The organism is Rouxiella sp. T17 (assembly GCF_036663475.1).
Lineage (GTDB): Bacteria > Pseudomonadota > Gammaproteobacteria > Enterobacterales > Enterobacteriaceae > Rouxiella.
The window spans coordinates 241,790-265,211 of the sequence record NZ_JAWUEA010000041.1 but is presented as its reverse complement, the minus strand read 5'-3'; the positions used below and the strand labels follow the sequence as shown (position 1 = coordinate 265,211).

At 51.9% G+C, this 23,422-nt stretch carries 19 protein-coding genes and 1 pseudogene; 6 read left to right on the top strand and 14 right to left on the bottom strand.

Going from position 1 to position 23,422, the window contains the following annotated elements; all coding sequences use genetic code 11:
* Positions 1-66: 66 nt before the first annotated feature.
* Together SC206_RS20460 and SC206_RS20455 are read right to left on the bottom strand one after the other, a co-directional pair.
* Positions 67-707 (bottom strand): annotated as a pseudogene (locus tag SC206_RS20460) (glutathione S-transferase family protein).
* A 21-nt stretch (positions 708-728) separates the two neighbouring features.
* Positions 729-1,559 (bottom strand): MBL fold metallo-hydrolase, encoded by an 831-nt coding sequence (locus SC206_RS20455; RefSeq protein ID WP_332740269.1) that lies wholly within the window; start codon positions 1,557-1,559, stop codon positions 729-731.
* Between the two features lie 197 nt (positions 1,560-1,756).
* Here SC206_RS20455 and SC206_RS20450 point away from each other — a divergent pair, with 197 nt between their 5' ends.
* The gene (locus SC206_RS20450) at positions 1,757-4,141 is read left to right on the top strand and encodes a phosphoketolase family protein (RefSeq protein WP_332740267.1); all 2,385 of its coding nucleotides are present in this window, start codon (positions 1,757-1,759) and stop codon (positions 4,139-4,141) included.
* 53 nt (positions 4,142-4,194) lie between these two features.
* Here SC206_RS20450 and SC206_RS20445 read toward each other — a convergent pair whose 3' ends face one another.
* The 4 genes from SC206_RS20445 to SC206_RS20430 all read right to left on the bottom strand — a co-directional run bounded on the left by SC206_RS20445 (position 4,195) and on the right by SC206_RS20430 (position 6,818).
* Positions 4,195-4,974 carry a hypothetical protein gene (locus SC206_RS20445; protein WP_332740265.1) on the bottom strand — a complete coding sequence of 260 codons (780 nt, stop codon included), beginning with the start codon at positions 4,972-4,974 and terminating at the stop codon, positions 4,195-4,197.
* A gap of 1 nt (position 4,975) precedes the next feature.
* Entirely contained in the window at positions 4,976-5,173 is a 198-nt protein-coding gene (locus SC206_RS20440) for a hypothetical protein (RefSeq protein ID WP_332740263.1), read from the bottom strand.
* Positions 5,174-5,242: 69 nt separating this feature from the next.
* The gene (hpxO, locus tag SC206_RS20435) at positions 5,243-6,400 is read right to left on the bottom strand and encodes an FAD-dependent urate hydroxylase HpxO (protein ID WP_332740261.1); all 1,158 of its coding nucleotides are present in this window, start codon (positions 6,398-6,400) and stop codon (positions 5,243-5,245) included.
* Positions 6,401-6,647: 247 nt separating this feature from the next.
* Complete coding sequence (locus tag SC206_RS20430) at positions 6,648-6,818, bottom strand: hypothetical protein (protein WP_332740259.1); 171 nt, start codon at positions 6,816-6,818, stop codon at positions 6,648-6,650.
* Between the two features lie 300 nt (positions 6,819-7,118).
* Between SC206_RS20430 and SC206_RS20425 the strand changes: the two genes are divergently transcribed.
* Positions 7,119-7,868: an HPP family protein gene (locus SC206_RS20425; protein WP_332740257.1), complete on the top strand. Its 750-nt coding sequence runs from the start codon at positions 7,119-7,121 to the stop codon at positions 7,866-7,868.
* Positions 7,869-7,948: 80 nt separating this feature from the next.
* Here SC206_RS20425 and SC206_RS20420 read toward each other — a convergent pair whose 3' ends face one another.
* Both SC206_RS20420 and zigA read right to left on the bottom strand, forming a co-directional pair.
* Entirely contained in the window at positions 7,949-9,184 is a 1,236-nt protein-coding gene (locus SC206_RS20420) for a CobW family GTP-binding protein (protein WP_332740255.1), read from the bottom strand.
* The gene (gene zigA / locus SC206_RS20415) at positions 9,181-10,413 is read right to left on the bottom strand and encodes a zinc metallochaperone GTPase ZigA (RefSeq protein WP_332740253.1); all 1,233 of its coding nucleotides are present in this window, start codon (positions 10,411-10,413) and stop codon (positions 9,181-9,183) included. Before zigA ends, SC206_RS20420 begins: the two co-directional genes overlap by 4 nt.
* A 301-nt stretch (positions 10,414-10,714) precedes the next feature.
* Between zigA and SC206_RS20410 the strand changes: the two genes are divergently transcribed.
* Together SC206_RS20410 and iolE are read left to right on the top strand one after the other, a co-directional pair.
* Positions 10,715-11,194 (top strand): heme-degrading domain-containing protein, encoded by a 480-nt coding sequence (locus tag SC206_RS20410; RefSeq protein ID WP_332740251.1) that lies wholly within the window; start codon positions 10,715-10,717, stop codon positions 11,192-11,194.
* Positions 11,195-11,215: 21 nt separating this feature from the next.
* The gene (gene iolE, locus SC206_RS20405) at positions 11,216-12,112 is read left to right on the top strand and encodes a myo-inosose-2 dehydratase (RefSeq protein WP_332740249.1); all 897 of its coding nucleotides are present in this window, start codon (positions 11,216-11,218) and stop codon (positions 12,110-12,112) included.
* Positions 12,113-12,240: 128 nt separating this feature from the next.
* Here the strand turns inward: iolE and SC206_RS20400 are convergent, their stop codons facing one another.
* The 5 genes from SC206_RS20400 to ssuD form a co-directional block, all read right to left on the bottom strand.
* A complete protein-coding gene (locus tag SC206_RS20400) occupies positions 12,241-13,464 on the bottom strand; it encodes an acyl-CoA dehydrogenase family protein (protein ID WP_332740247.1) in 1,224 nt (407 codons plus the stop codon).
* Positions 13,457-14,917: an MFS transporter gene (locus SC206_RS20395; RefSeq protein WP_332740245.1), complete on the bottom strand. Its 1,461-nt coding sequence runs from the start codon at positions 14,915-14,917 to the stop codon at positions 13,457-13,459. Before SC206_RS20395 ends, SC206_RS20400 begins: the two co-directional genes overlap by 8 nt.
* Positions 14,914-16,311 (bottom strand): LLM class flavin-dependent oxidoreductase, encoded by a 1,398-nt coding sequence (locus SC206_RS20390; RefSeq protein WP_332740243.1) that lies wholly within the window; start codon positions 16,309-16,311, stop codon positions 14,914-14,916. The genes SC206_RS20395 and SC206_RS20390 overlap by 4 nt, the downstream gene beginning before the upstream one ends.
* Before the next feature lie 102 nt (positions 16,312-16,413).
* The gene (locus tag SC206_RS20385; protein ID WP_332740241.1) at positions 16,414-17,877 is read right to left on the bottom strand and encodes an FAD/NAD(P)-binding protein; all 1,464 of its coding nucleotides are present in this window, start codon (positions 17,875-17,877) and stop codon (positions 16,414-16,416) included.
* A gap of 10 nt (positions 17,878-17,887) precedes the next feature.
* The gene (gene ssuD / locus SC206_RS20380; protein WP_332740239.1) at positions 17,888-19,060 is read right to left on the bottom strand and encodes an FMNH2-dependent alkanesulfonate monooxygenase; all 1,173 of its coding nucleotides are present in this window, start codon (positions 19,058-19,060) and stop codon (positions 17,888-17,890) included.
* Between the two features lie 272 nt (positions 19,061-19,332).
* Between ssuD and SC206_RS20375 the strand changes: the two genes are divergently transcribed.
* Together SC206_RS20375 and SC206_RS20370 are read left to right on the top strand one after the other, a co-directional pair.
* Positions 19,333-21,222 (top strand): sigma-54-dependent Fis family transcriptional regulator, encoded by a 1,890-nt coding sequence (locus SC206_RS20375; RefSeq protein ID WP_332740237.1) that lies wholly within the window; start codon positions 19,333-19,335, stop codon positions 21,220-21,222.
* An 87-nt stretch (positions 21,223-21,309) separates the two neighbouring features.
* Complete coding sequence (locus tag SC206_RS20370) at positions 21,310-22,278, top strand: sulfonate ABC transporter substrate-binding protein (RefSeq protein WP_442976147.1); 969 nt, start codon at positions 21,310-21,312, stop codon at positions 22,276-22,278.
* A gap of 85 nt (positions 22,279-22,363) precedes the next feature.
* On the opposite strand, the gene SC206_RS20365 is transcribed toward SC206_RS20370, so the two are convergent.
* Positions 22,364-23,404, bottom strand: coding sequence for a PLP-dependent cysteine synthase family protein (locus SC206_RS20365; RefSeq protein WP_332740235.1), 1,041 nt, complete (start codon positions 23,402-23,404; stop codon positions 22,364-22,366).
* Positions 23,405-23,422: the final 18 nt, after the last annotated feature.

Here is a 23,422-nt window from a genome sequence, read left to right as displayed (position 1 = left end):
CAAATATATATCGAACTTAAGTTTATCCGATCTACTGCAAAACCTTCTACCGTTTTATCCCGATTACTAAAGTGCCCGCAACTCTTCATAAGAGACCATCACGTGTTCAAAAACGCCTCGCGTTGTTGAAGTCGCTGATAATAACGTTCGATGGCTGGCAGGCTTTCGCGCTCAATGGCGATATCAAAATAGCGGTACAGAAGATGTCCAAACTGGATATCTGCCAGCGTAAATGCCTCACCGGCAATATATTGCTGCTGTTCAAGTTGGCGATTGGCTATGAACAAATTCTTGTGCAGCGTATGAAGCGCCTGCCTAATGGCCTGCTCATCCCTATCTTTGGCTGCTGTTCGTACTACGCGCCAAAATACCGGCGCGGTAAAATTAGCGGCAATATTTAATTTGGACCATTCGGCCCATTGGTCAACCTTTATTCGCTGTCGAGCCTCTGTCGGCCAGAAGTTTTCATTGCCATAACTCGCAGCCAAATAACGTAATATCGCGCCGGTTTCCCACATCGCTTCACCCTCTGCATCGCGAAGCACGGGAACTGTGCCATTTGGATTTATTGCGAGAAATTCAGGAGTATCATTGCCGCCAAACCGATGACCGATATCATAGCGCCGATAATCTAAACCCAACTCTCCGACGCACCACATTAACGCCTGTACGTTAGAAGACGTTTTCCTGCCCCATATTTCCAGCATGCTAACTCTCCCTGACATAAATTAGTTATTTACCGGATGCCAGACATATCCCTCGTCATTTTTACTGATGCGCCCTACCGAGCTGCCGCCAAAATGCGAGCTGAAATAAAGCGCATTACTTTCAGCGACCTGATTCAGTATTTCGATACGGGTGAGATCTGCTTGGGGTTTATCTTCGCAGAACATTGACCCCATCTGCGGGTCTGTTATTTGTTCTAACGCGTGCATGACGTCGCCGGCAAACAGCGCGGATTGCTGTTCGGAGTTTAAACGAATCGACATATGGCCCGTGCAGTGACCCGGCGTAGGGAAATATTCAAATTTCCCGTCAAATAAACCACCCGCCGCAGGAATAAAATCAACCAAACCTGCTTCAACGAGAGGCAAAACGCTGTCTTTAAAACAGGGCTGCGCGGAGGTTGCCTTGCCCTTTTCCGATAACTGAAACTGATAACTCTCTTCAGGAATGATATAGCGCGCATTAGGAAACGTCGCTTTCCATTCGCCGTCTTTAAGCACGGTATTCCAGCCTACATGGTCAGTGTGAATGTGGGTGATTAATACATAATCCACCTGTTCTGGCGTCACGCCGTGTTTGGCTAATTCTTCAAGAAATGGATGATTTTGCTGGTTAAATAAGGCCGAAGCGCGCGGCTTGTCTTTCCCGATTCCGGTATCGATGAGGTAAATTTTGCCTTCATCTTTGACCAACCAGCTGTGAACGCTGAGATAAACTTTTTGCGGCGCGTGCTGCCATTTCGGAAACAGCGTCGTGGCCTCAAACCCTAAAGAGGTTTCATAAACTTTACTAATTACGGCATTCCCTACTTTAAAAATGTTGCCTTCGGACATCTTTAGCTCCCTGTTTTTGAAAGATTCTCTTACCAGTATATCAGCAGCTTAAGCCTTTCGACCTGAGCAAAAAGTGTCAATGACAGCTAGGCTTAGTTAATAAATTTATGACTGACTCGCTATCTTTTACACAGGCCGATGCTTTTTCAGAAACGATACAGAGCATCCGCACCACGTTTGAAGGAGACCCTTTTTTTATGAACCAGACAACGCAAAAACATCCTGTTGATGACCAGCAGCTGGCGCTAATGGAACGCTATTGGCGCGCGGCAAATTATCTCTCTGTCGGGCAGGTTTATCTGATGGATAATCCGCTGCTGCGAGAGCCGCTCAAACCTGAAGATATCAAACCGCGCTTGCTTGGACATTGGGGCACCGTTCCGGGCCTGAATTTTATCTATGTACATTTAAATCGAATTATCAAAGCTCATGATCTGAATATGATTTATATCTGCGGGCCGGGTCACGGAGGACCGGGAATGGTCGCCAATACCTGGCTCGAAGGCACCTACAGCGAAATTTATCCGGATATCACGGCTGACGGCGAGGGGATGAAAAAACTGTTTCGCCAGTTTTCATTTCCGGGAGGGATTCCGAGCCACGCCGCCGCGCAAACGCCCGGATCGATTCACGAAGGCGGCGAATTAGGTTATTCGCTGGTGCATGCCTACGGCGCAGTATTTGATAATCCAGACCTTATCGCCACCTGCGTTATTGGCGATGGCGAGGCGGAAACTGGCCCATTAGCCGCCAGCTGGCATGCGAATAAATTTATTAATCCCCAGCGCGACGGTGCAGTTCTGCCAATTTTGCATCTCAATGGCTATAAAATTGCCAACCCAACGCTGCTGGCGCGCAGCAGCGACGACGATCTTAAACAGTTGTTTAGCGGCTACGGTTATCAGCCTATTTTTGTTGAGGGATCTGAACCGGCCGCCATGCACCGCGATATGGCCGAGGCCGTTGATTTGGCATTATCAACGATTAAAGCTATTCAACAAAAAGCGCGATCGGATGAATCCGAAGCCCATCAGGTGCCGCACTGGCCGCTCATCGTGCTGCGCAGTCCTAAAGGTTGGACCGGCCCGAAAGAGGTCGATGGCAAGAAAACCGAAGGTTTTTGGCGATCGCATCAGGTGCCGGTAGCCAACTGTCGCGACGACGATGGGCATCGTGAAATCTTGCAAAATTGGCTGCAAAGTTACCATCCCAATGAACTGTTCGATGAAAATGGTAGCTTGCTTCCCGAGTTGAAAGCGCTGGCACCCGAAGGTGAACGCCGTCTTGGCGCTAATCCGCACGTCAACGGTGGCAAGCTGCGAAAAGAACTCAACCTGCCAAATATCAATGACTATGCTCAACAGGTTGACCAGCCGGGCAACAATGAGGCGGGCTCAACCGCGGTGCTTGGCGAATATCTTCGCGACGTTTTTCGGCTAAATGATCAGGAGAAAAACTTCCGTCTGTTTGGTCCTGACGAAACGGCATCGAACCGATTAAGCAACGTGTTCGATGCCACTAACCGTATGACCATGCAGGAAATTCGCAGCTACGATGAATCTCTGGCCTCGGATGGTCGGGTGCTTGAAGTATTGAGCGAGCACCTGTGTCAGGGCTGGCTGGAAGGCTATCTTCTAACGGGTCGTCACGGCTTGTTCTCTTGCTATGAGGCCTTTGTTCACATTATCGATTCCATGTTTAACCAGCATGCCAAATGGTTGAAAGTCAGTAGAAAACTGGAATGGCGCGCGCCTGTTTCTTCGCTGAATTACCTGCTTTCTTCTCACGTTTGGCGTCAGGATCACAATGGTTACAGTCATCAGGACCCGGGCTTTATGGACGTGGTGGCCAATAAAAAGGCCGACATTGTGCGCATCTATCTGCCACCTGATGCCAATACCCTGCTGTGGGTGGGCGATCACTGCCTCAAGACTTATGATCGAATCAACGTCATTATTGCCGGCAAACAGCCCGAACCGCAGTGGTTGAACATGGAACAGGCGGTGAAACATTGCGAGGCCGGACTCGGCATTTGGGAATGGGCAGGTAATGAAACGGAAGTTTCAGAGCCGGACGTGGTCATGGCCTGCGCGGGCGACGTGCCAACTTTGGAAACGCTGGCGGCGGTCAGTTTACTGCGCGAACATGTTCCTGAGTTGAAGGTGCGGGTCATTAACGTGGTTGATTTAATGGCGTTGCAGTCAAACGATCAGCATCCTCACGGCCACACCGACGCTGACTTTGATAAACTGTTTACCCGCGATAAACCGATTATTTTCGCCTATCACGGCTACCCTGCCCTGATTCATCGTTTAACCTATAAGCGGACTAATCATCAGCAAATCCATGTACATGGTTTTAATGAGGAAGGTACGACCACCACGCCTTTTGATATGACCGTATTGAACGAGCTGGACCGTTATCATCTGGCGCTTTCCGCGATTGAAAAAGTGCCGGGAATGAAAGAGAAAGCGGCGGAAGCCGTACTGCTTTTTAATGACAAGCTTGAAGAGCACTATCATTACGTACGCAAATACGGCGACGATTTGCCGGAAGTCAAAGCGTGGAAATGGCTGGGTTAATATCTGTCCTATCAGGAGGTTGTCTTTATCGACACCTATCGACAACCTCCTTTTTAAAAGTCCTCCGCTTCTATCTCTTCATTACTTAAAGACAATGCCGTCGCGCTGGCGGCATCAAATAAAGAGAGGCTTTCTATTTGATCGACCATGATCACCTTGCGGAAATCAAAGGCCGTACGCGGCGAAGAGTCTAAGGTAATATCATGATTCGCATACCAGGCGCTGTAATTATGCTCGATTCGGAGGCTCATATTTTTACCATCGCGATAACCGCTGAGCATCGGAATTAACACTACGTTGGCCGTCGAGGTATTTTCAAAGGCGGCGGTATGAACCATGCCAATATAAATGCGTCGCGATTTCAGCGTTATCCACGCCAAGTGCCCTTCTTCCATGCATTGAAACAGAATGCCCTCAACGCCGTTTGAATGGGTCAGGCTTTTATACAGCTCTTTCCTGCCCGCGCCATTAAGCCTTGAACTACCGGCCCAGTTGGATCGGTAGAGGCAAAACAGTACCGCCAGCGAAAGCATGATAACTACCGGTGCCTGAATGCCCAGAAAACTCCAGTTAATGAAATCCATCTGTAGATGATGATAATTATTAGCCAGCGAAAACGAGGTCACATTGGCAATAGTAGAAATTATAAGCAGCACTAACCAAATTAACGCCGTGGCTACTAATCCTTGTAATACAAAGATACAGCCGTATAACGCGACCAGAAAATAGACGTCCCACCCGAAGGTGCGCTTATATTTGAAGCGGGTAGAGAGATCACGACTGGTATACCAATAGCCGCAAACCATCAGGACCATAAAGACCGCCGTTCCCATGTTAAACCCTCCTCAGCGCTTGAACATGGCGGGCGAAATCATCTTTTACCTCTTTGCTATTAACGTTGACCGAGGTGATACCGTCCTCATCAATAATAATCCGTTCACCGTCTTGAATTGCCTCTTCGACGTCACGCTTACTCATAACCTGTAATAAAGATTCTGGACTGGAAAAGATGGAAAATATAAATTTGCGCATCGCGTTCTCCTTGAATAAGCCCTAAGCATGGCAGGCGATGCGCATTCATTCCATAGGATTATCGGCTAACTATTCGAGCGGGCCACCCAAAATCGTTTCACACATTCCATCAAGGATCCGTTCGCCCGTTTCGTGCTTGAGCGATTCATACCACTGCTCGGTGAGCGCCATTTCCTTGCCGTGAGTCACGTCACAACGTTTACGCGCCTTTAGCACTAAATCTTTAACCCGTGGCGCGCGTCTTTCCTGATAGCGTAACAGCGCGTCTTCAATGCCGAGCGAATTGGTTTGCAGCATTTTTGCCAGCACCACCGCGTCTTCCATTGCCGCGCAACCTCCCTGACCAATATCAGGCGTGGTGCTGTGAGCTGAGTCACCGAGCAGGGCAATTCGACCTTTCACCAACTGCATAAATGGCTCAATATCATGAATTTCAACGCGATTTGTGGTTTCGGGATTGATCTGCGCAATCAATTTTTGTACGGGATCGGCCCAGCCAGCGAAGTATTGCGTTAAGTCATCGCGAACCGTACTGCGGTCTTGCTCCAGACCTTTTGGCAGCGGCACGTCAAAGAAGAAGTAGAAACGATTGCCGCTAACCGGCATCAACGAGACGCGTTTTCCTTCGCCGACAAAGGTGGTCCACTGGTCGGCAGGCGCGATGGATTCGTCGATTTCGACCAGCCCGTTCCAGTTTACATAGCCCGCATAACGGCGTTCCGTGGCGTAGCCGAGCACGTGCTGGCGAATAACGGAATGGGTGCCGTCGGCCGCAATCAGCAAGTCGCCGCTGGCCGAGGTGCCGTCTTCAAACCAGGCGGTGACGCACTCCGCCGACTCTTCAACGTGGCTGACGCGCTTGCCAAATTGCACGTCGCTGCGCCCGTAAGTGTCGAGCAGCAAGGCTTGCAGCTCTGCGCGCGCTACCGGATAAGGCTGCTCGCCCACGCTTTGGACCAAAGGGGCCATGCTAAAGCGCGTGAGCGTGGTTCCCTGTGCAAAATCGTTGTATGCCATGTAACGCATCTGCCCACCCAGCTCGCGCAGCGCCTCTTTCATTCCCAAGTAATTCAGGCACTTAACACCGTTCGGCCAGATTGAAATGGCAGCGCCCACCGGCTTGATCTCTTTGACCGCCTCGTAAACCTCAGTCTCGATCCCAAAACGTTTCAGCGCGATCGCCGCACAGGTTCCGCCAATACCGCCACCAATCACGATTGCTTTCATTGTTCTCTCCTTTAAGTCATACAGGAGAAAAGCAATTTTCGTACCAGATTGAATAAATAGGCGCTTTGGCCCGAAGCCCTTGTATACAATCGATGTATACAATGCGGCAATGAAACTTTAGTTACAGAGTGACGGGAGTCGCACCAAAGATGGGCAAGAAAAGAATAATTTGGTTGGATTTGGTGCAGAGAGACGTGCAATAAAGAGGGGATGAAAAACCCCGACGCCGTGGTCGGGGTTAGAATTTTTATGCCTGCGGCTGACCAACAGGACCTTTACCCAGTGGTCCGCCCGGAGAAGACTGACCGCTTGGCGCATGCGGACGACCGTCTGCTTTAATAGCAGAACTGCGATGTTGGCAACCTACCAGCGCGGTAAGCGTTGCGACGACCAGAAGTGCTGCTGAAAGATTCTTCATAAAACCACCTTTTAAGAGGAGTAAAGTAACAAAAGCGCCCTTTGAAAGAGCAAAACTAAAGGATAGACAAAGAATTAGCGTTTTGCCGCGCGAATGGCTGAAAGGTTACGGCTTTTAAATAAATCACGCCGTTTAGGTCAGAATATTTTCTTCATTTCACTTTATGCAAAATCTTTAGCTTCACTTTTTCTTAGGTTAATACGCTGAGAGCGCCTAAAATTCACGAATGTGATATAAATAACGTTTAACTTGGCCTGCAATTTGGCCTGTAACTCTGCCTGTGAACTAGCCTGCATTTTTATGAATTCTCTATTAAACCAACTGCTTCGTGGCTGCGCGCGTTTCTGGCCGCAACCCCTCCTCGCCAATCGCCGTGAACGTTTAGTGAGTTGTGTCGGTGCTGCTTTAGGCCTGATAATCACTGAACTCGTCTGTCGCTATGCTTTTGGGGAATCTATTCCCTGGCTGCTTGCTCCCATGGGCGCATCGGCCGTATTGCTGTTTGCCATTCCTGCAAGTCCGCTTGCTCAGCCTTGGTCAATAGTAGGCGGAAATCTGGTCGCTTCTTTGGTCGGGGTGAGCTGCGCGCACCTCATTCCCGACAGTAGCTTAGCTGCCGGGGTCGCCGTTGCCGTTTCGATTGCTTTAATGTTCCCGCTGCGCTGTGTCCACCCGCCGAGTGGCGCGGTAGCCATTACGGCGGTACTTGGCGGCCCCGTCATTACCCAACTTGGGTATGGTTTCGTGCTCTATCCGGTGCTGATTAACTCGCTGCTGCTCACTGCTTTCGCGCTGATGTTCAACAATGCGTTCAAACGTCGCTATCCACACGCCGTTCATGCTCAACCTGCAAAACCGGCCATTAATATTTCAGAGCCTGTTCAGCCAAACGCAATCACGCAACAAGATATTCATGCTGCTTTAACCCGCCGTGGGGAAATCGTGGATATTGATGAAGAAGATCTGCTGGAAATTTTTAAGGCGGCTCAAGAGATTGCCAACCGCAACGCCTTGCCTCAACAGGAAATAGGCATCAAACGCGCGTCGTAATCACCTTGCGTGGCAAACCTGTTAACGAAAACTGAAACTACTGTCAAAATGGGGGCGCTAATTCAGCGCCCTTAATTTTTTTAATGTGTCGATTTCAATCGCGCCACGCGCTGCGGCCAGGGATCGTTGAACTCGCCGCCATTAAGCCAATCGGCAATTTCACTTTCGGTACAAAAACAGAGTTTAAGCGCTGAAGTGAAATGTTCAACCTCTTCTCCTTCGCCGATGACGGTAATGCGACAGCGCCGATCGCCGAAGCGCGAACTTTGCCCCGCTAACTGTTTTTCGAGCGCCTGCCGTTCTTCAGCGATCAGTCCGTTATCCTGATGTTTTAACACTCCGGCCTTCCAGTAGCTGACGAACTCGAGGTTAATACTGCCTGCTACCTGATTCCATAACAGCGCAAGGTCATCGCGACTGGCCATCCAGAAAAATCCCTTGCTGCGATGCACTCCTTTTCCGAGATACTGCTGGCAGGTATCCCACAGCCGTTGCGGATGAAACGGCCGCTGATCGTCGATGACTTCGCTTTGTAACTGAAATGCCCCGTGAAACTCCGCCCGATGCTTTGCATCACGTTGAACAATTTCATCCAGCAGCGTGCTGACTAACTGAAAATTATAGGCAGGCAGTGAGGGGATTAATGAAACGTCAATTTCACCCCATTGGGTGGCGATAATATCGATATAGGGATTCAGCTGATGCAGTTGACCCGCGATCGCCTGCACCGCGTTGGCCGGTAAACGATCGGCTTTAGTCAGTAACACCTTGCTCGACAACATGATTTGTTCGGCCAGCAAAGTTTCAATGCCTCGCGTGCCGCGCGCCAAATGCTGTTTAAAACCCTCGATTAACGTTTCGCCGCTTTGATAATCTTCTTTTAACATCACAGCGTCGGCCAAGGTGAGAAAACCGGTCAACGCGACACGTCGATGATGCTGAAAATAGCGCAGCAGCGGCGCGGGATGGCTGCTGCCAGAGGTTTCAAGCAGTAAGAGGTCAGGTTTGAATTCGCCAAGCAGTTTTTCTATCGCCACCTCCAGTCTGGCGATGCCCTCTTCACTGCTGATATTGGTGGCTGAGATGCTGACAAAGTTGAGCTGCTGCTTGCTTACTAACTCGGTGTTGGCAATGATGACGCCATCAACGTCTAACTCGCTCATATCATTAACGATTACCGCCACCCGTAATGAGGTGGCGTGAAGCTTGTACAGCAGGCTTTTCAGCAAGGTAGTTTTTCCTGCGCCGAGAAAGCCGTTCAGAATGGTCAACGGCGTTTTAGACGAAAGGTTTGTGCTGCTTACGGAACGGTTCATTCATCGTCCCAGCTGGCAATAGGGTCGAAATATTTCGCCCAAACTTCTGGCCCCTGCGCCATCTCCTCATCGGTTAGCAAGCAGGCATCGAGCTGCTGGCGCAACTCAGCCTCATTCATCTCAATGCCGATAAAGACCAGCTCTTGCCGTGCATCGCCAATGCCGTCAATCCAGTAATCAAGGATAAAAGCCAGCGTCTCTTCATCTTGCGGCCAACGATCTTTAGGCACGCTGGCCCACCAGCTACCGGCTTTACCCTGTCGCGACACGCCGCCCGCCTGAGACCATGAACCCGCAAAAGTAGGCCGCGTGGCGAGCCAGAAGAAGCCTTTAGAGCGCACAATGCCTTTCAAATCACTGTCTATTACGTTGGCAAAACGCTGTGGATGAAAAGGCCGACGAGCGCGATAAACAAAGCTGGAGATGCCATATTCGTCGGTTTCGGGCAGGTGTTCGCCTCTGAGCTCTTTTAACCAGCCGGGCGCCTGCGAAGCCTGATCAAAATCGAACAGTCCAGTATTTAACACTTTATTTAAATCAACCTGCCCAAAAGTGGAATATTCAATTTTCGCTCGTGGATTTAGGCTGCGCAAAATAGCGTGCAGTTTTTCCTGCTGCGCGCGAGTAATCAGGTCAGTTTTGTTGAGGACCAACACGTCACAAAATTCAATTTGTTCGATAAGCAGGTCAACCACTGTGCGTTCGTCTAACTCACCCAGTGATTCACCGCGCTCTTGAAGCAGAATATTTGACTCGTAATCACGCAGAAAGTTAAAGCCATCAACGACGGTAACCATGGTGTCCAGCCGCGCGATTTCAGACAAACTTTGCCCTTCATCATCGGCAAAGGTAAAGGTTTCGGCAACCGGCAGAGGCTCGGAAATGCCTGTCGATTCAATCACTAGATGATCGAATCGTCCCGCCTTTGCCAATCTGTCGACCTCAATCAGCAAATCTTCGCGTAGCGTGCAGCAAATGCAGCCGTTGCTCATCTCGACCAGCTTTTCATCAGTTCTCGAAAGCTCGGCCCCGCCATCCCGCACCAGCGCGGCATCGATATTGACTTCCGACATATCATTCACAATCACGGCCACCCGCAGACCTTGGCGATTGTTCAAAATATGATTTAACAGCGTGGTTTTTCCGGCGCCTAAAAAACCTGATAACACGGTGACCGGCAAACGTTTGTCGCGCGGGCGAAGGAAAGCGGGAATTAGTGATGCTGACATGGCCTAACCTCATAAGTAATACAAACACAACCTCACATTTTGTTATGTTATAACATTACAAATAAAGATCAACCTCTCGTGATGATAATCACAAAACAGGATTATTGTTTAAGGTCAGCCTCTGCAATCAGGTTAAAAACCATTAAATTTAACCTTAGAAATCAGAGAAATAAACCACAAAAAGGTAATTTAATTTCATTTTAACCAAATATTGAAACTTTTATTCCTTTAGCATAGCCTCTTGGTAGCTTTCAATTCATTCTCTGTTTCATTCCAGGATTCCATTTAAGGAGTAGTCATCATGAGTCATTTGCCAACCATTGAAGAGTTGCTACAGCAAGAACGCGATTATCGTTTTAATAATATTAATTTCGATTTCAATGCCGCCTGGACTATCGGCAGCGCTATTCATCAGAAAGCATCTGAAGCGAAGGCGCCGGTGGCGATTGAGGTTTATGCCTTTGGACAGACGCTGTTTCTTTCGGCTCTGGAAGGTTCTGCCGCCGACAATCTGGAATGGATGAAGCGTAAGAGAAACACCGTATTGCGTCTCGGGCACTCCTCTTTATATGCCGGTTTGAACTATGAAAAATCGGGTCAGCGAATGGAACAGCAGACTTTTATCAATCAGGCAGAATTTTGCGATCACGGCGGCAGCTTCCCGCTGTTAAACCAATCCGGTGCCGTTTTTGGCGCGGTCAGCGTGAGTGGCTTGCCGTCTCAAGATGATCATGCACTGGTAATCCACGGCATCACCACGTATTTGAACAGCCAAAAGTAATCATTCGACAAGGACAGGCCGATGAACAGCGAGCGGGTAAAACTGGCTATAGCGCCAATTGGTTGGACCAATGATGACATGCCTGAGCTGGGCGCTGAAAATAGCTTCCAGCAATGTATTAGCGAAATGGCGCTGGCCGGTTTTACGGGCAGCGAGGTGGGAAGCAAATATCCGCGCGATCCCGCGTTGCTGAAACCTGCGCTCGCGGTGCGTGGACTTGAAATCTGTAATGCGTGGTTCAGCACCTTTTTTGCCGAGGGTAAAAAAGAGCAGACTATCAGAGAGTTCAACGAGACCTTGACGTTCTTGCACAGCATGGGTGCCAAGGTAATTGGCTGCTCTGAACAAAGCGGCAGCATTCAGGGGCTGGCTCTCCCTGTCTATGGCCAAAAAGTTATTTTTGACGACCTGCAATGGCAGCGCGTGGCTGAAGGCTACAATCTGCTCGCCGAGCTTGCGGCTGAAAAAGGGATGTCCGTTTGCCTGCATCATCACATGGGAACCGGCATTCAAACGCCCGCAGAAATTGACCACTTTCTAGAATTGGTCAACCAAAACGTCTATTTGCTGTTTGATACCGGCCACGTTTACGCTTCTGAATTAAACCAGCAGGCCGTGGTTAACGTGCTGGAGAAACATCTCGCTCGCATTCGTCACGTGCATTTAAAAGATTGTCGAACCGAGGTGTTGAAACAGGTTATTGCCAACAACAGTTCATTTATGGATGGCGTGCGTAAAGGCATGTTTACCGTGCCCGGAGACGGCGATCTGGATTTTGCGCCTATTTTCGCGCTGCTGGAAAAAAGCGATTACCACGGCTGGATGGTGGTCGAAGCCGAGCAAGATCCCGCTCTCGCCAATCCGTTTGAATACGCGCTCAAAGCACGACAGTTTATTCGCGAGAATGCGGGTCTGTAATCAGCTTGAATGATGAAATGGGTTGTCTTTGATGGGTCGTCTTTGATGGGTTGCCTATAAAGAATAAACAGGCTCGTGCTTTATCTCAGCACGAGCCTGTTTTATAACGATTTATAGACCTGACTTTTCTATTCGCCGTTGCCAATTTGCCAAATATAGGTCGGTTCGTTGCCGTTAGCCTCCCAATCGCCGACGTTACGCGTTTTGTAAATGACAGGATTATGCGAAGCGACGGTGCGAGCGTTTCGCCAATGTCGATCCAGCGCCTTGCTGGTGCGGGTATCGGAAGCACCCAGCGCGTTGAATAATTCGGTGGCGGCGCGCGTCACCCAATCACTGGCAATCACCTGCGCCTTGGCGGCATCAACTTCTGCCAGCACGTTGGCCTGTTTGATTAATGCCTCGTCGCCGCTGGCATGCACCTCGAAAGCGCGCTGTAACGAATGCGTGGCCTGCTGCACCGTGGCCTCTACGGCGTAGGACCAACTGGAAATCTGTCCGACCACCTGCAAAACCTGAACATCCTGACTGACCAGTCGGGCATTGCCGTGGCTGTAAATACGTTTACGCTGGGCCACGCCCTGTGCCGCATCGCGGGTTATGGCCCGACCAATTCCGGCCAGCGTCGAAAGTAAAACGTGCTGATAGAAAGCGGTCTGATATCTAAAACGGTCACTGAAATCATAGAGGTGCTCGGCTTCAACCTGCGCCTGCTTGAAGCGGGTGGAGCCACTGCCCGTGAGGCGTTGACCAAAGCCGTCCCAGTCGTCGTCGCGTTCAACGCCGGGTTGATGGGTGCTGACCAGCGCGATGACGTCGCGTCCGTTGTCATCGCGCTGGGCGTAAACGTCTATCCAGTCTGCGTACAGCGCGCCCGTGCTGTAAAACTTGCTGCCGTTTACGTTCCAACCACTTTCTGCAGGCGTAACTCGGGTGATGACTTCACCCAGTTTAAGGTTACCAATTTCGGTCCAGCCACTTCCTACTATCTCGCCGTCGATAAAACGTCGAAACCAGGCTCTTCTTTCAGGGCTGTCAGGCTGATTGAGACGGTCTTCTATAAAAGCGAAATGCGCACGCAGGGCCTGCGGTAAATTGGAATCCGCTTCGGCCAATTCCGTAAGCAACTGGAACAACTGCGGCAAGCTGGCGCCGAATCCGCCCTCGTTAACCGGAATTCGCAGCGCGCCAAATCCGGCCTCTTTAAGCAGGCGAATTGGTTCTACCGGCAGAAGACGACTGATTTCACGTTCGACGGTGCCTTCGGCGATACGGGCGAAAACGGGACGAAAACGCGCGGCCAACTCGGCATAATCCACTGCCGCTTGTTGAGCAGAAAAGTGTTTAGACATGTTGTTCTCCTTGATTCGGTTGGTCGTCAATATCGTGACGGGTAGGCTCAAAGCGAACCACCAGCAGGAAAATGATAGGAATAATGCCGCTGAGCGAGACAATCCAAAACATGTTAGTGCCAAATGAGGCTTGAAGAATAGGCAGAATAAACAGCGCCATAGCACTGCCGATCCCTGACAGCGAACGACTAAAACCGACGCCGGTGGCGCGAATGTGGGTAGGATAAGAGAGTGCCGGATAGATCATCAGCTGCGCGCCCGGGCCAAAACCTTCGGCGAATAGCCAAAGCCCTAGCATGGCGATGGCGAACACGATGCCAATCAATGCCGTCGGATGACCAATCAGCGCCAGCGCCACCAGCGCAATAAACTGCAAGGCGAAACCCGCGATGGCGACGTGGCGTGACTGGAATTTCCACGCTAATCGCATCCCGAGTAATCCTCCGGTAAAGGCAAACAGCGCGTTAAGTCCGAGTGAAGCCGAGATAGTTTCGAACACGCCCGCGCCGAGAAACTGCGCCAGAATAGAGGGCAGGAAGAACGCTATCGCCGTGTATTCAAAAGAAATACAGACATTCATAACCCCTGCCACAATGGTGCGCTCACGATAAGGCTTTTGAAACAGCACGCGGAAACTGACTTTCGGCACGACGTTGTTGGCGGGTTTACCCTGTGATTGATCTTCATGGGCCTCGATGCCGTAAGATTTGCGCAAAATACGCGCCGCACCGGCCAAATCTCCCTGATTCGCCGCCCACAGTGGCGATTCATTCATAAACTTGCTGCGTACCGCGATGATCAATAATGCAGGCACTGCGCCAAACAGCAGCGAGGCGCGCCACAGCCAGTCGAGATGATCTTTCGGCAGCAAGAAATAGAGCCCGAAGATAATAAAGAAGCACACCGACGACGCCGCGTACCACATCGGACACCAGGCGGCGAGGCGCGACGCTTTATTTGCTTTACCGGTAAACTTAGAAAATTCAGCCAGATACGCCATCGCCACGGGCAAATCGATGCCGACGCCAACGCCCATCAAGAAGCGCGCGCCAATCAGCACCCACACGTTTGGCGCAAAACCGGCGGCTATGGCCGAGACCACGAAGAACAGCATGTCGGCCATAAAAACGGAATAGCGGCCATATTTATCGGTTAACCAGCCGCCTAACAGATTGCCGACAATGGTTCCGAGCATGATGGATGAGGTGACCAATCCCGTTAGCGTGGGCGTTAAGCCAAACTCTTTGACCACGTCGTCGATGCCGTAAGAGAGCGTTGTCAGGTCATAGGCGTCCAAAAATACGCCGCCAAGGGCCAGAAATACGATAAAACGCGCGTAACTGTTTTTGCTGGTGTTGCTGTTGATCAGTTTGGCGACATCGCCGACGGATCGAATAGGTGTTGAATGGGACGACGGCGACGTAACGCCATCGTCGATGTTAATTGTGCTCATTTTACCCCCTCCGTCTCTTTACGAGATTGACGGCGGTAACCTGCGGCCGGGTGCGGAGTTTGCAAACGCGCGCCCTGATTAAACAGTTTTTCACGCAGCGTACCCTGTTGATAATCCTGCTTATAAGCGCCGCGCTTTTGCAACTCGGGCACCAGCAGGTCCACCACGTCGGTAAATGTTTCATGCGTAACGGCGTAGGCCAGATTGAAGCCGTCGACGTCGGTTTCTTCGACCCAGCTTTGCAGCTCATCGGCTACCGTTTCGGCACTGCCCACCAAAAGCGGGCCAAAGCCGCCGATTCCGACCCAATCGGCCAGCCCCTGCACCGTCCACTGGCGATTCGGATCGGCAGTGGAGAAAGTTTCAACGGCTGACTGGATAGCGTTGGTATGCAGATTTTTAAGCACCTGATCCGGCTGATATTGCCCAAAATCAATGCCGGTCCAGCCAGAAATCAGCGCCAGCGCGCCCTCGTAGCTGACATAACTTTTATACTCCTGCCATTTGGCCTGCGCCGCCAAATCGGTTTCGCCTACAATCACCGTTTGCAGGTTAAAGATCAGTACGCTACGCGGATCGCGCCCGGCTTCGGCAGCGCGACGACGAATATCGGCCACCGTTTTTTTCAACAACACCTTGGACGGCGCGGCGACAAATACGCACTCGGCATGTTCGGCCGCAAACTGTTTGCCACGGCTTGACGCACCGGCCTGATACAGCACGGGCGTGCGTTGGGGAGAAGGCTCACTGAGATGAATTCCCGGCACCTGAAAGAAAGTACCCTCATGATTTATCGGATGAATTTTAGAAGGGTCCGAGAAGATGCGCCGCTCACGATCACGCAGGATCGCGCCCTCTTCCCAACTGCCTTCCAGCAGTTTGTACACCACTTGCAAATATTCGTCGGCATAGTCGTAACGGGCATCGTGGCCGGTTTGCGCTTGATGGCCGATATTCCGCGCGCCGCTTTCAAGATAAGAGGTCACGATATTCCAACCAATTCGCCCTTTGGTCAGGTGATCCAGCGTTGAAAGACGGCGGGCGAAAGGATAAGGATGTTCAAAAGAGAGCGAGGCGGTCAGGCCAAAACCTAAATGCTCGGTCACCAGCGCCATCGGAGTAATAAGCGCCAGCGGATCGTTGACCGGCACCTGCGTCGCGTTACGAATTGCAGCATCGTTATTGCCGTCGAGCACGTCATATACGCCAAGCACGTCGGCAATAAACAAGCCGTCGAACTTGCCGCGCTCAAGTAAACGTGCCAAATCCGTCCAGTATTCCAGATCTTTATACTGCCATGAGCGATCGCGCGGATGCGCCCAAAGTCCCGGTGACTGATGGCCGACACAGTTCATATCAAAAGCGTTTAAGCGAATTTCTCGTGTTAAAGACATAGCTCTCTCCGCGAGCTGAAGGCGCGTTTTGCGCTTCCTCAGCCCTTTTAAGGTAAATTCAGGTTCTTGATCAGGAAGATCAGGAAAAAAATCAGATAAAAATCAGGTGACTTTTTGTGAAACTGGACATCGCTCATGCGCCTTAAGGTCAGATAGACCAAGCAATTGCCGGGCAACAAACTCGGCGTGTTCGGCCACCTGCGGCAGCCCCATTAATTCGCCAAATTGGCCGCGCGCCGATGGACCGACGACCCACAGATGTGCGTTGGCCGCGCCCTCGTGATTTAAAGTTTGTGATTGCGCATTAACCCAGATACCCAAGGCAAGAGGGTCAGCCTGAATCATTCCGTCGCGAGCAAGCTGCGATAACAAGGCATCTTGCGCAATCAATGCCCCGTGCGCGGGACCTGTCGTCACAATGATTTTGTCCACAGTCAGCTGCTGCCGAGCAGAAAATGGCTGAGCAAGGGAAGGCAATGGCCCGCCGCGCGGTTGCAGCGTTAACACCATTTGCTCGCCCGCTGCCGAGACATTTAACAGCCGCGCCGCGTTGACCTGTAAACGCCCCTCCCGCTGCCACTGTTCAATCACGGCGCTGACCTGCGGCGCAATGCGATAACGATGAACGTCCCACCATGGGCGAAGATGGCGAAGAAAACGCCGTTGTTCTTTAAGGGGAAATTGCTGCCAGAGCCGCTGGCCGTTGAAACGGATATCGTCGAGTACCAGCTGCCACGGCAGGTTTTGCGTCGCGGCCTGTGCCACTTCCTGGCGAATACGGCGCAGCCAGCCGCGAACCGTGTTGACCTGTGGACGTGAATAGTTGAGCGGATACGCCGCAAACTGGCCGCTCAGATTGGGGCGCGGTAGCAGTCCGCGTCGTGAAAACGCCATAATTTCACCGCGATGCCCGAGCCGATGCAGCGAGGCCACAACGTCTGACATTGTCAGTCCGCTACCGATAATCGCTACACGATGATGATTCTCGACGCTTTCAAGCGCGCCAGCCCGCCACGGATTGGCAATCAACCCTGCATGATTTTGCAAGGGATGAAGCGCCGAAGGTAAGGCTGGCGGAGGATGACTGATCGCCAGTACCAGTTCATCGGCCTGATAACGTTCACCTTTCGCGGTGACGACTTCTCCGTTTTCCAGCGCGACGGCAAGGTCGCAAACGTGGTTCAGCTGCACCTTCGAAACCTGTTTGGCGCGCTGATACTTTTCGGCCAGATAAGCGCCAAACTCACCCCGCTGCGGATAAAGTTTACCGTCGTGCCAACGTGCCTCAGTATCCTGAACGAAAGCGGGCGTAGCGCGGAACCAGCGGTCGAAATCCCCCTCTTCGGCCTTGGAAAGAAACATCCGCTCTGCGGGCACATTAATACGATGCGCGGGATCTTCAGTGCCATAAGCCACGCCGCGCCCAAGCTGTTCGCGCGGTTCGATTACGGTAACCTTCAGGTTTTCACCGCCGAGACGCGCCAGATTTATTGCCAGCGCCGTGCCCGAAAATCCACCGCCAACGATAACAATGTGGCGCGGATGAGTAGACGAAGGTTGACTCATGGCTTGCTCCTCACGATTTTGACGACGCTTTTTGCGGACGACGATCGCCGCCAATCGTCTCGCCAAAGGGTCCGGTATTGACCGTTCGCTGACGCTTTTCAGCATGGCTCGCCAGGGGTAAGAGTGGCATGACCAATTCAGCGAAACGGTGCGCCTCTTCAAGATGCGGGTAACCCGAGAAAATAAAGTTCTTGATGCCGAGCGCCTGATATTCGCGAATTCGCTCTGCAACCTGCTGTGGATTGCCGACCAGCGCCGTGCCCGCGCCGCCGCGCACTAGCCCAACGCCTGCCCATAAATTTGGGCCAATACGCAAACTGTCGCGATTTCCGCCGTGGAGCGCGCTCATTCGCGCCTGTCCCGCCGAGTCCATGCGCGCAAAAATTTTCTGCGCGGCGGCGATGGTTTCTTCATCCAGATGGGCGATAAGACGATCGGCGGCGGCCCACGCTTCTTCTTCGGTTTCACGAACAATCACGTGCAAACGGATGCCGTAATCCAGCGTGCGGCCTCGCGCTTCGGCCCGCTGGCGCACCACGGCCAATTTTTCGGCAACCTGTTCCACCGGCTCGCCCCAAGTCAGATAAGTATCAATCTGGTTGGCGGCGACGTCGATGGCCTCGTCGGAGGAGCCACCAAAGTAGAGCGGCGGGCCCTCTTGCTGCACCGGTGGGAACAGAACCTCTGCTCCTTCGACACGAATATGTTCCCCGTGATAATCGACTTTTTCGCCCTTCATTAGGCGTGAATAGACATCGAGGAATTCGCGGGTGACCTTATAACGGTCGGCGTGATTCAAGAAAATGCCGTCGCCTTTGTTCTCGACCGGATCCCCGCCGGTCACAACGTTGATAAGTAAACGCCCTTCCGAAAGGCGATCCAGCGTGGCCGCCATGCGCGCCGCCAGCGTCGGCGGTTGCAGGCCCGGACGCACGGCAACCAAATAGCGCAGTTTTCGGGTAATGGGTGCCAGCGCGGAGGCGATAAGCCAGGAATCCTCGCAACTTTTGCCCGTTGGGATCAGTACGCCGTAATAACCAAGGTTATCCGCTGCCAATGCAACCTGTTGTAAATAAGGTAAATCTACCGGACGCCCACCTTCAGTGGTGCCTAAATAGCGGCCGTCGCCGTGGGTCGGCAAAAACCAGAAAACGTTGATGTTGTCCTGTTCTAACTCGCTCATTATCACTTTCCTATATAACTATATCTTTATTTTATAAAAAGATTATCAAACTTCGGTTATATAGAAGTTAGCAGGAAGCATGCCAGCTTTGAACATTTTATTTATCCTTAATTTTCATACACTTAAAATAATATTTCGATTTCTGGCTGCTGCAATAGCAACAACGACTGCGCCACCTCTGCTGCATTTGCAACAAATCTGGTTTTTTTCCCACTCGTAGAATCATCAGCAGGCCGGTATGGTTTATTTCTAAATCGACTGGAGTAATCGAGATGCAACAGCACGGCCCAACCCTTATTGATCCTGCGTCGATCGCCTTTCAAAGCGTGCTTGACCAGCTCGCCCCCACCGATGCGACGGTTTTAATTATTGGCGAAACCGGCACCGGGAAAGAGCTGGTCGCGCGCTATCTTCATCATCACAGCCCACGCCAGCAGCAGCCTTTTCTGGCGGTAAACTGTGGCGCGCTGACTGAAAGTTTGGCCGAATCTGAGCTTTTCGGCCATGAAAAAGGGGCATTTACTGGTGCGCGGGAGAGACATCAGGGTTGGTTTGAAGCCGCAGAAGGCGGCACGCTGCTGTTAGATGAAATTGGCGAGTTGAGTTTACCTTTGCAGGTCAAGCTGTTGCGCGTATTGCAGGAGCGCGAAGTGACGCGGGTGGGATCGCACAAGGCCGTGAAGGTGAATGTCCGAGTGATTGCCGCGACCCATGTGGATTTGGCGCAGGCCATTCGTGAACGCCGATTTCGTGAAGATCTCTATTATCGTCTTAACGTAGCCGCGGTCACGCTGCCGCCGCTGCGCCAGCGCCGTGAAGATATTCCGCTGCTGGCAGAACATTTTTTGCGGCTCTATGGCCGACGATTGGGGCGTCCACAGTTGCAACTGAGTAACGAGACGCTCGCGACCTTAATGGACTATTCGTGGCCCGGTAATATCCGTGAGTTGGAAAACACCCTGCACAATGCCGTGTTGCTGAGCCGAGAAACCCTCATTACGCCGCGCCAGTTGCGGCTAACGCCAATCGGTAACGAAGCGTTGCCTTTGGGCGAAGAGGCGCTGGACGATTTTATCCGCCAGCGGCTGCAATGCGGAGAAAAAGCGCTTTATCAACGGATTACCGATGCACTGGTGCGTAATGCGTTCGAGCTGAGCGGCAACAACCAGCTACAGGCCGCCGCCCTGCTGGATGTCAGTCGTAATACGCTGCGCACCCATTTGGCTCATCTTGGCATGATAAAACCTCGCCGTAACGGCACGTCATCGGTTCACCGCCTGCCGCAAAACGGGCCGCCGCGCGAGCGCGAACTGCGCATTGGTTACCAAAAATTCGGCAATTTAGGCATTCTCAAAGCCAGACAGTCGCTGGAGGCGCAGTTTGCCGGCAGCGGTATCAGCGTGCTGTGGAGCGAATTTCCGGCGGGCCCGCAGTTACTGCATGCGCTGGGCAATGGCGAGATTGATTTTGGTACGACCGGTGAGGTGCCGCCTTTATTTGCGCAAGCCAATGATAATCGGCTGCTTTATGTAGCTTGGGAGCCTGCCGCGCCGCAAAGTGTCGCGCTGCTGGTTACCAAAGAGAGCCCGATTCACAGTCTCGCTGACCTTCGTGGTAAACGTATCGCGGTCAATAAAGGCTCCAACGTTCACTATTTGCTGGTGCAGATTCTGGATGAGGCCGGACTGACGCTTGATGATGTCCGCATCGTTTATTCGCCACCAAAATATCCTTTAACGCCCAGCGATCATCACGCGGTCGATGCCTGGATGATGTGGGATCCGCTGCTTAGCGACGCCGAGCGCTGCGGCGAGTTGCGGGTGATCGCCAATGGCAGTGGGCGGGTAAATAACCATCAATTTTACCTCGCGCATCGCGATTTTGCCCACCATTCTGCCGACCTGCTGCATCAGCTTTTGGCCGCGCTGGTTCAAACCGGCCGCTATATTGACGCCAATCGCCACGAGGCCGCCGGCCTGCTTTCTGCCGAACTCGGGTTAGCCACCGACTCCCTTACTCATGCGCTGACGCGGCGTAGTCATCAAACTCAACGAATGGACTTGGCAATTATTCGCTGCCAGCAGGCTATCGCCGATCGCTTTTTTGCTCTCGGCTTAATCCCTCGTGCTATTAAGGTGCGCGACGCGGTCTGGGCGGATTAACTTTATCAACCTGCTTCACTTCCATCTAAGTTATGAATTTTATCTATTAAGCGCTTATTACAAGTTTTGTTATGTTTTGCGCACACCATGTCATTTAGGAATATAAAAATGAAAAAATTGCTTCTTAGCGCGGTCACCACCGCCGTATTAATGGGTTCTCTTCCGGCGGCGTTTGCCGAGACCGCGCCAAAAGTGGTCAACATTGGTTACCAAAAAGCCAATATTTTTGCCTTGCTGAAATATCGTGGCACGCTGGACGCCGATTTCAAAAAACAGGGTATCGACGTGCATTGGGTTGAGTTCACCGCGGGTCCACAAATGCTCGAAGGACTCAACGTGGGCAGTATCGATTTGGCCGCCACGGGCGACGCGCCGCCGGTGATTGCGCAGGCGGCGCAGGCTGATTTGGTTTATTTGGCCCATTCCCCTGCCAGTCCGAAAACAGAGGCGATTGTAGTGCCTGAAAACTCAACGGTAAAAACCGTGGCTGACCTTAAAGGCAAGCGCGTTGCACTTAACAAAGGTTCAGACGTTAACTATCTGCTGGTCGCCGCGCTGGAAAAGGCCGGGCTGACGTATAAAGATATCACGCCGGTTTACCTGACGCCGAGTGATGCGCGTGCCGCCTTCCAGCGCGGCGCAATTGACGCGTGGGCGATTTGGGACCCGTTCCTGTCCGAAGTCGAGAGCAACGCCAAGGCGCGCGAAGTCACCAACGCCGAAGGATTGGTGCCACATTACACCTTCTTCCTGGCGAGCCGTAAATTTGCCGAAACCTATCCGCAAACGGCCGAAAAGCTGGTCGACGAGCTGAAAACCACCAGCGATTGGGCCAATGCACATAGTGATGAAACCGCCGGAATTTTGTCTAAATCGACCGGTTTGGATAAGGCTATCTGGGCGAAGGCGTTGGCGAGAATGCCGTTTGGCGCGGAGCGAATGACGCCAGAGGTGTTTAAAGAGCAGCAGGTGTTGGCCGATAAATTCAAGCAGGTGGGTTTATTGCCGGTGGCCGTCAATGTCAGCAGCGCGACCTGGTCCTTAGATAAAAAGTAAAATCCAGGCAAGCTGTCTGCAAGGCTTATATAGCTCGCAAGACAGCTTAATCCTCTGCTAGACAAGGTTATTTTGGAGAGTTTTATTACGCGGTCACCTGACTTTTCAACAGCGCGGTGATTTTGATTTGCTCAATGCTGAGATGCGGATTGTATAAACCGGTTGAAAGATAGGTCAGACCGCTGTCAGCCAAAATCGTCACAATACGCTTGCCCTGATTTTCTGGTCGCCGCGCGATTTCACGGGCCGCAAATAGCACGGCCCCAGAGGATTCGCCGACCAGAATCCCGTCCGTTGTGGCGACCTCACGCGCAACCTGCACCGCCTGCCAGCTTTCAACCGCAAACGCTTCGTCAAACAACTCGCGATCCAGCGTTAACGGCACGCGCTCGGGGAGAACGGTACTAAAAGCGTGAACGCCGGTTATCTCTTTGGCCTCAGGGTTGTCGCGATCCGGAATCGAATGCACTCCCGGCTCGACGGCGATCAGTTTAATGCCGGGTTTCAACTGCTTAAGAAATTTCCCCGCCCCAGATAAAGTGCCGCCCGTACCCACTGAAGCGATAACAATATCGACCTGTCCCGCCGTTTGCTGCCAGATTTCTGGACCGGTACTTTGATAATGCGCCAATGGATTGGCCGGATTTTCAAGCTGATAGGTAAAATAGATGTTCGGTTCTTTACGGATGACATTATCCGCCAGCCATTTTGCGGCGGCCACGAAATCGCCGTCGCTCTCTTCGAGAATCTTGTCGAATCCGGGGACCTGACTAAACGGAATGATTTCTGCGCCAAAGGCGCTTAACACGGCAAAACGCTCTTCGCTGAGTTTGTCGTGTAAATAAACCCGAAACTTATAGCCTTTCGCCGCTGCAATGGCGGCCAGACCAATTCCCGTATTGCCGCTGGTGGTATCCACCAAGGTGACGCCGGGTTTTAATTTCCCCGAGCGTTCTGCCTCTTCAATCATGGCGAGCGCAATACGGTCTTTAATACTGTGATTGGGATTGAAATATTCGAGCTTGGCCAAGAGATCGACGTTTAAATGATAGGTTTGGCTAAAGCGATTAAGGCGTAATAACGGCGTGCTGCCGACCAGTTCGGTAATACTGTTATGAATTGTCATGTTGAGCTCCATATTTCA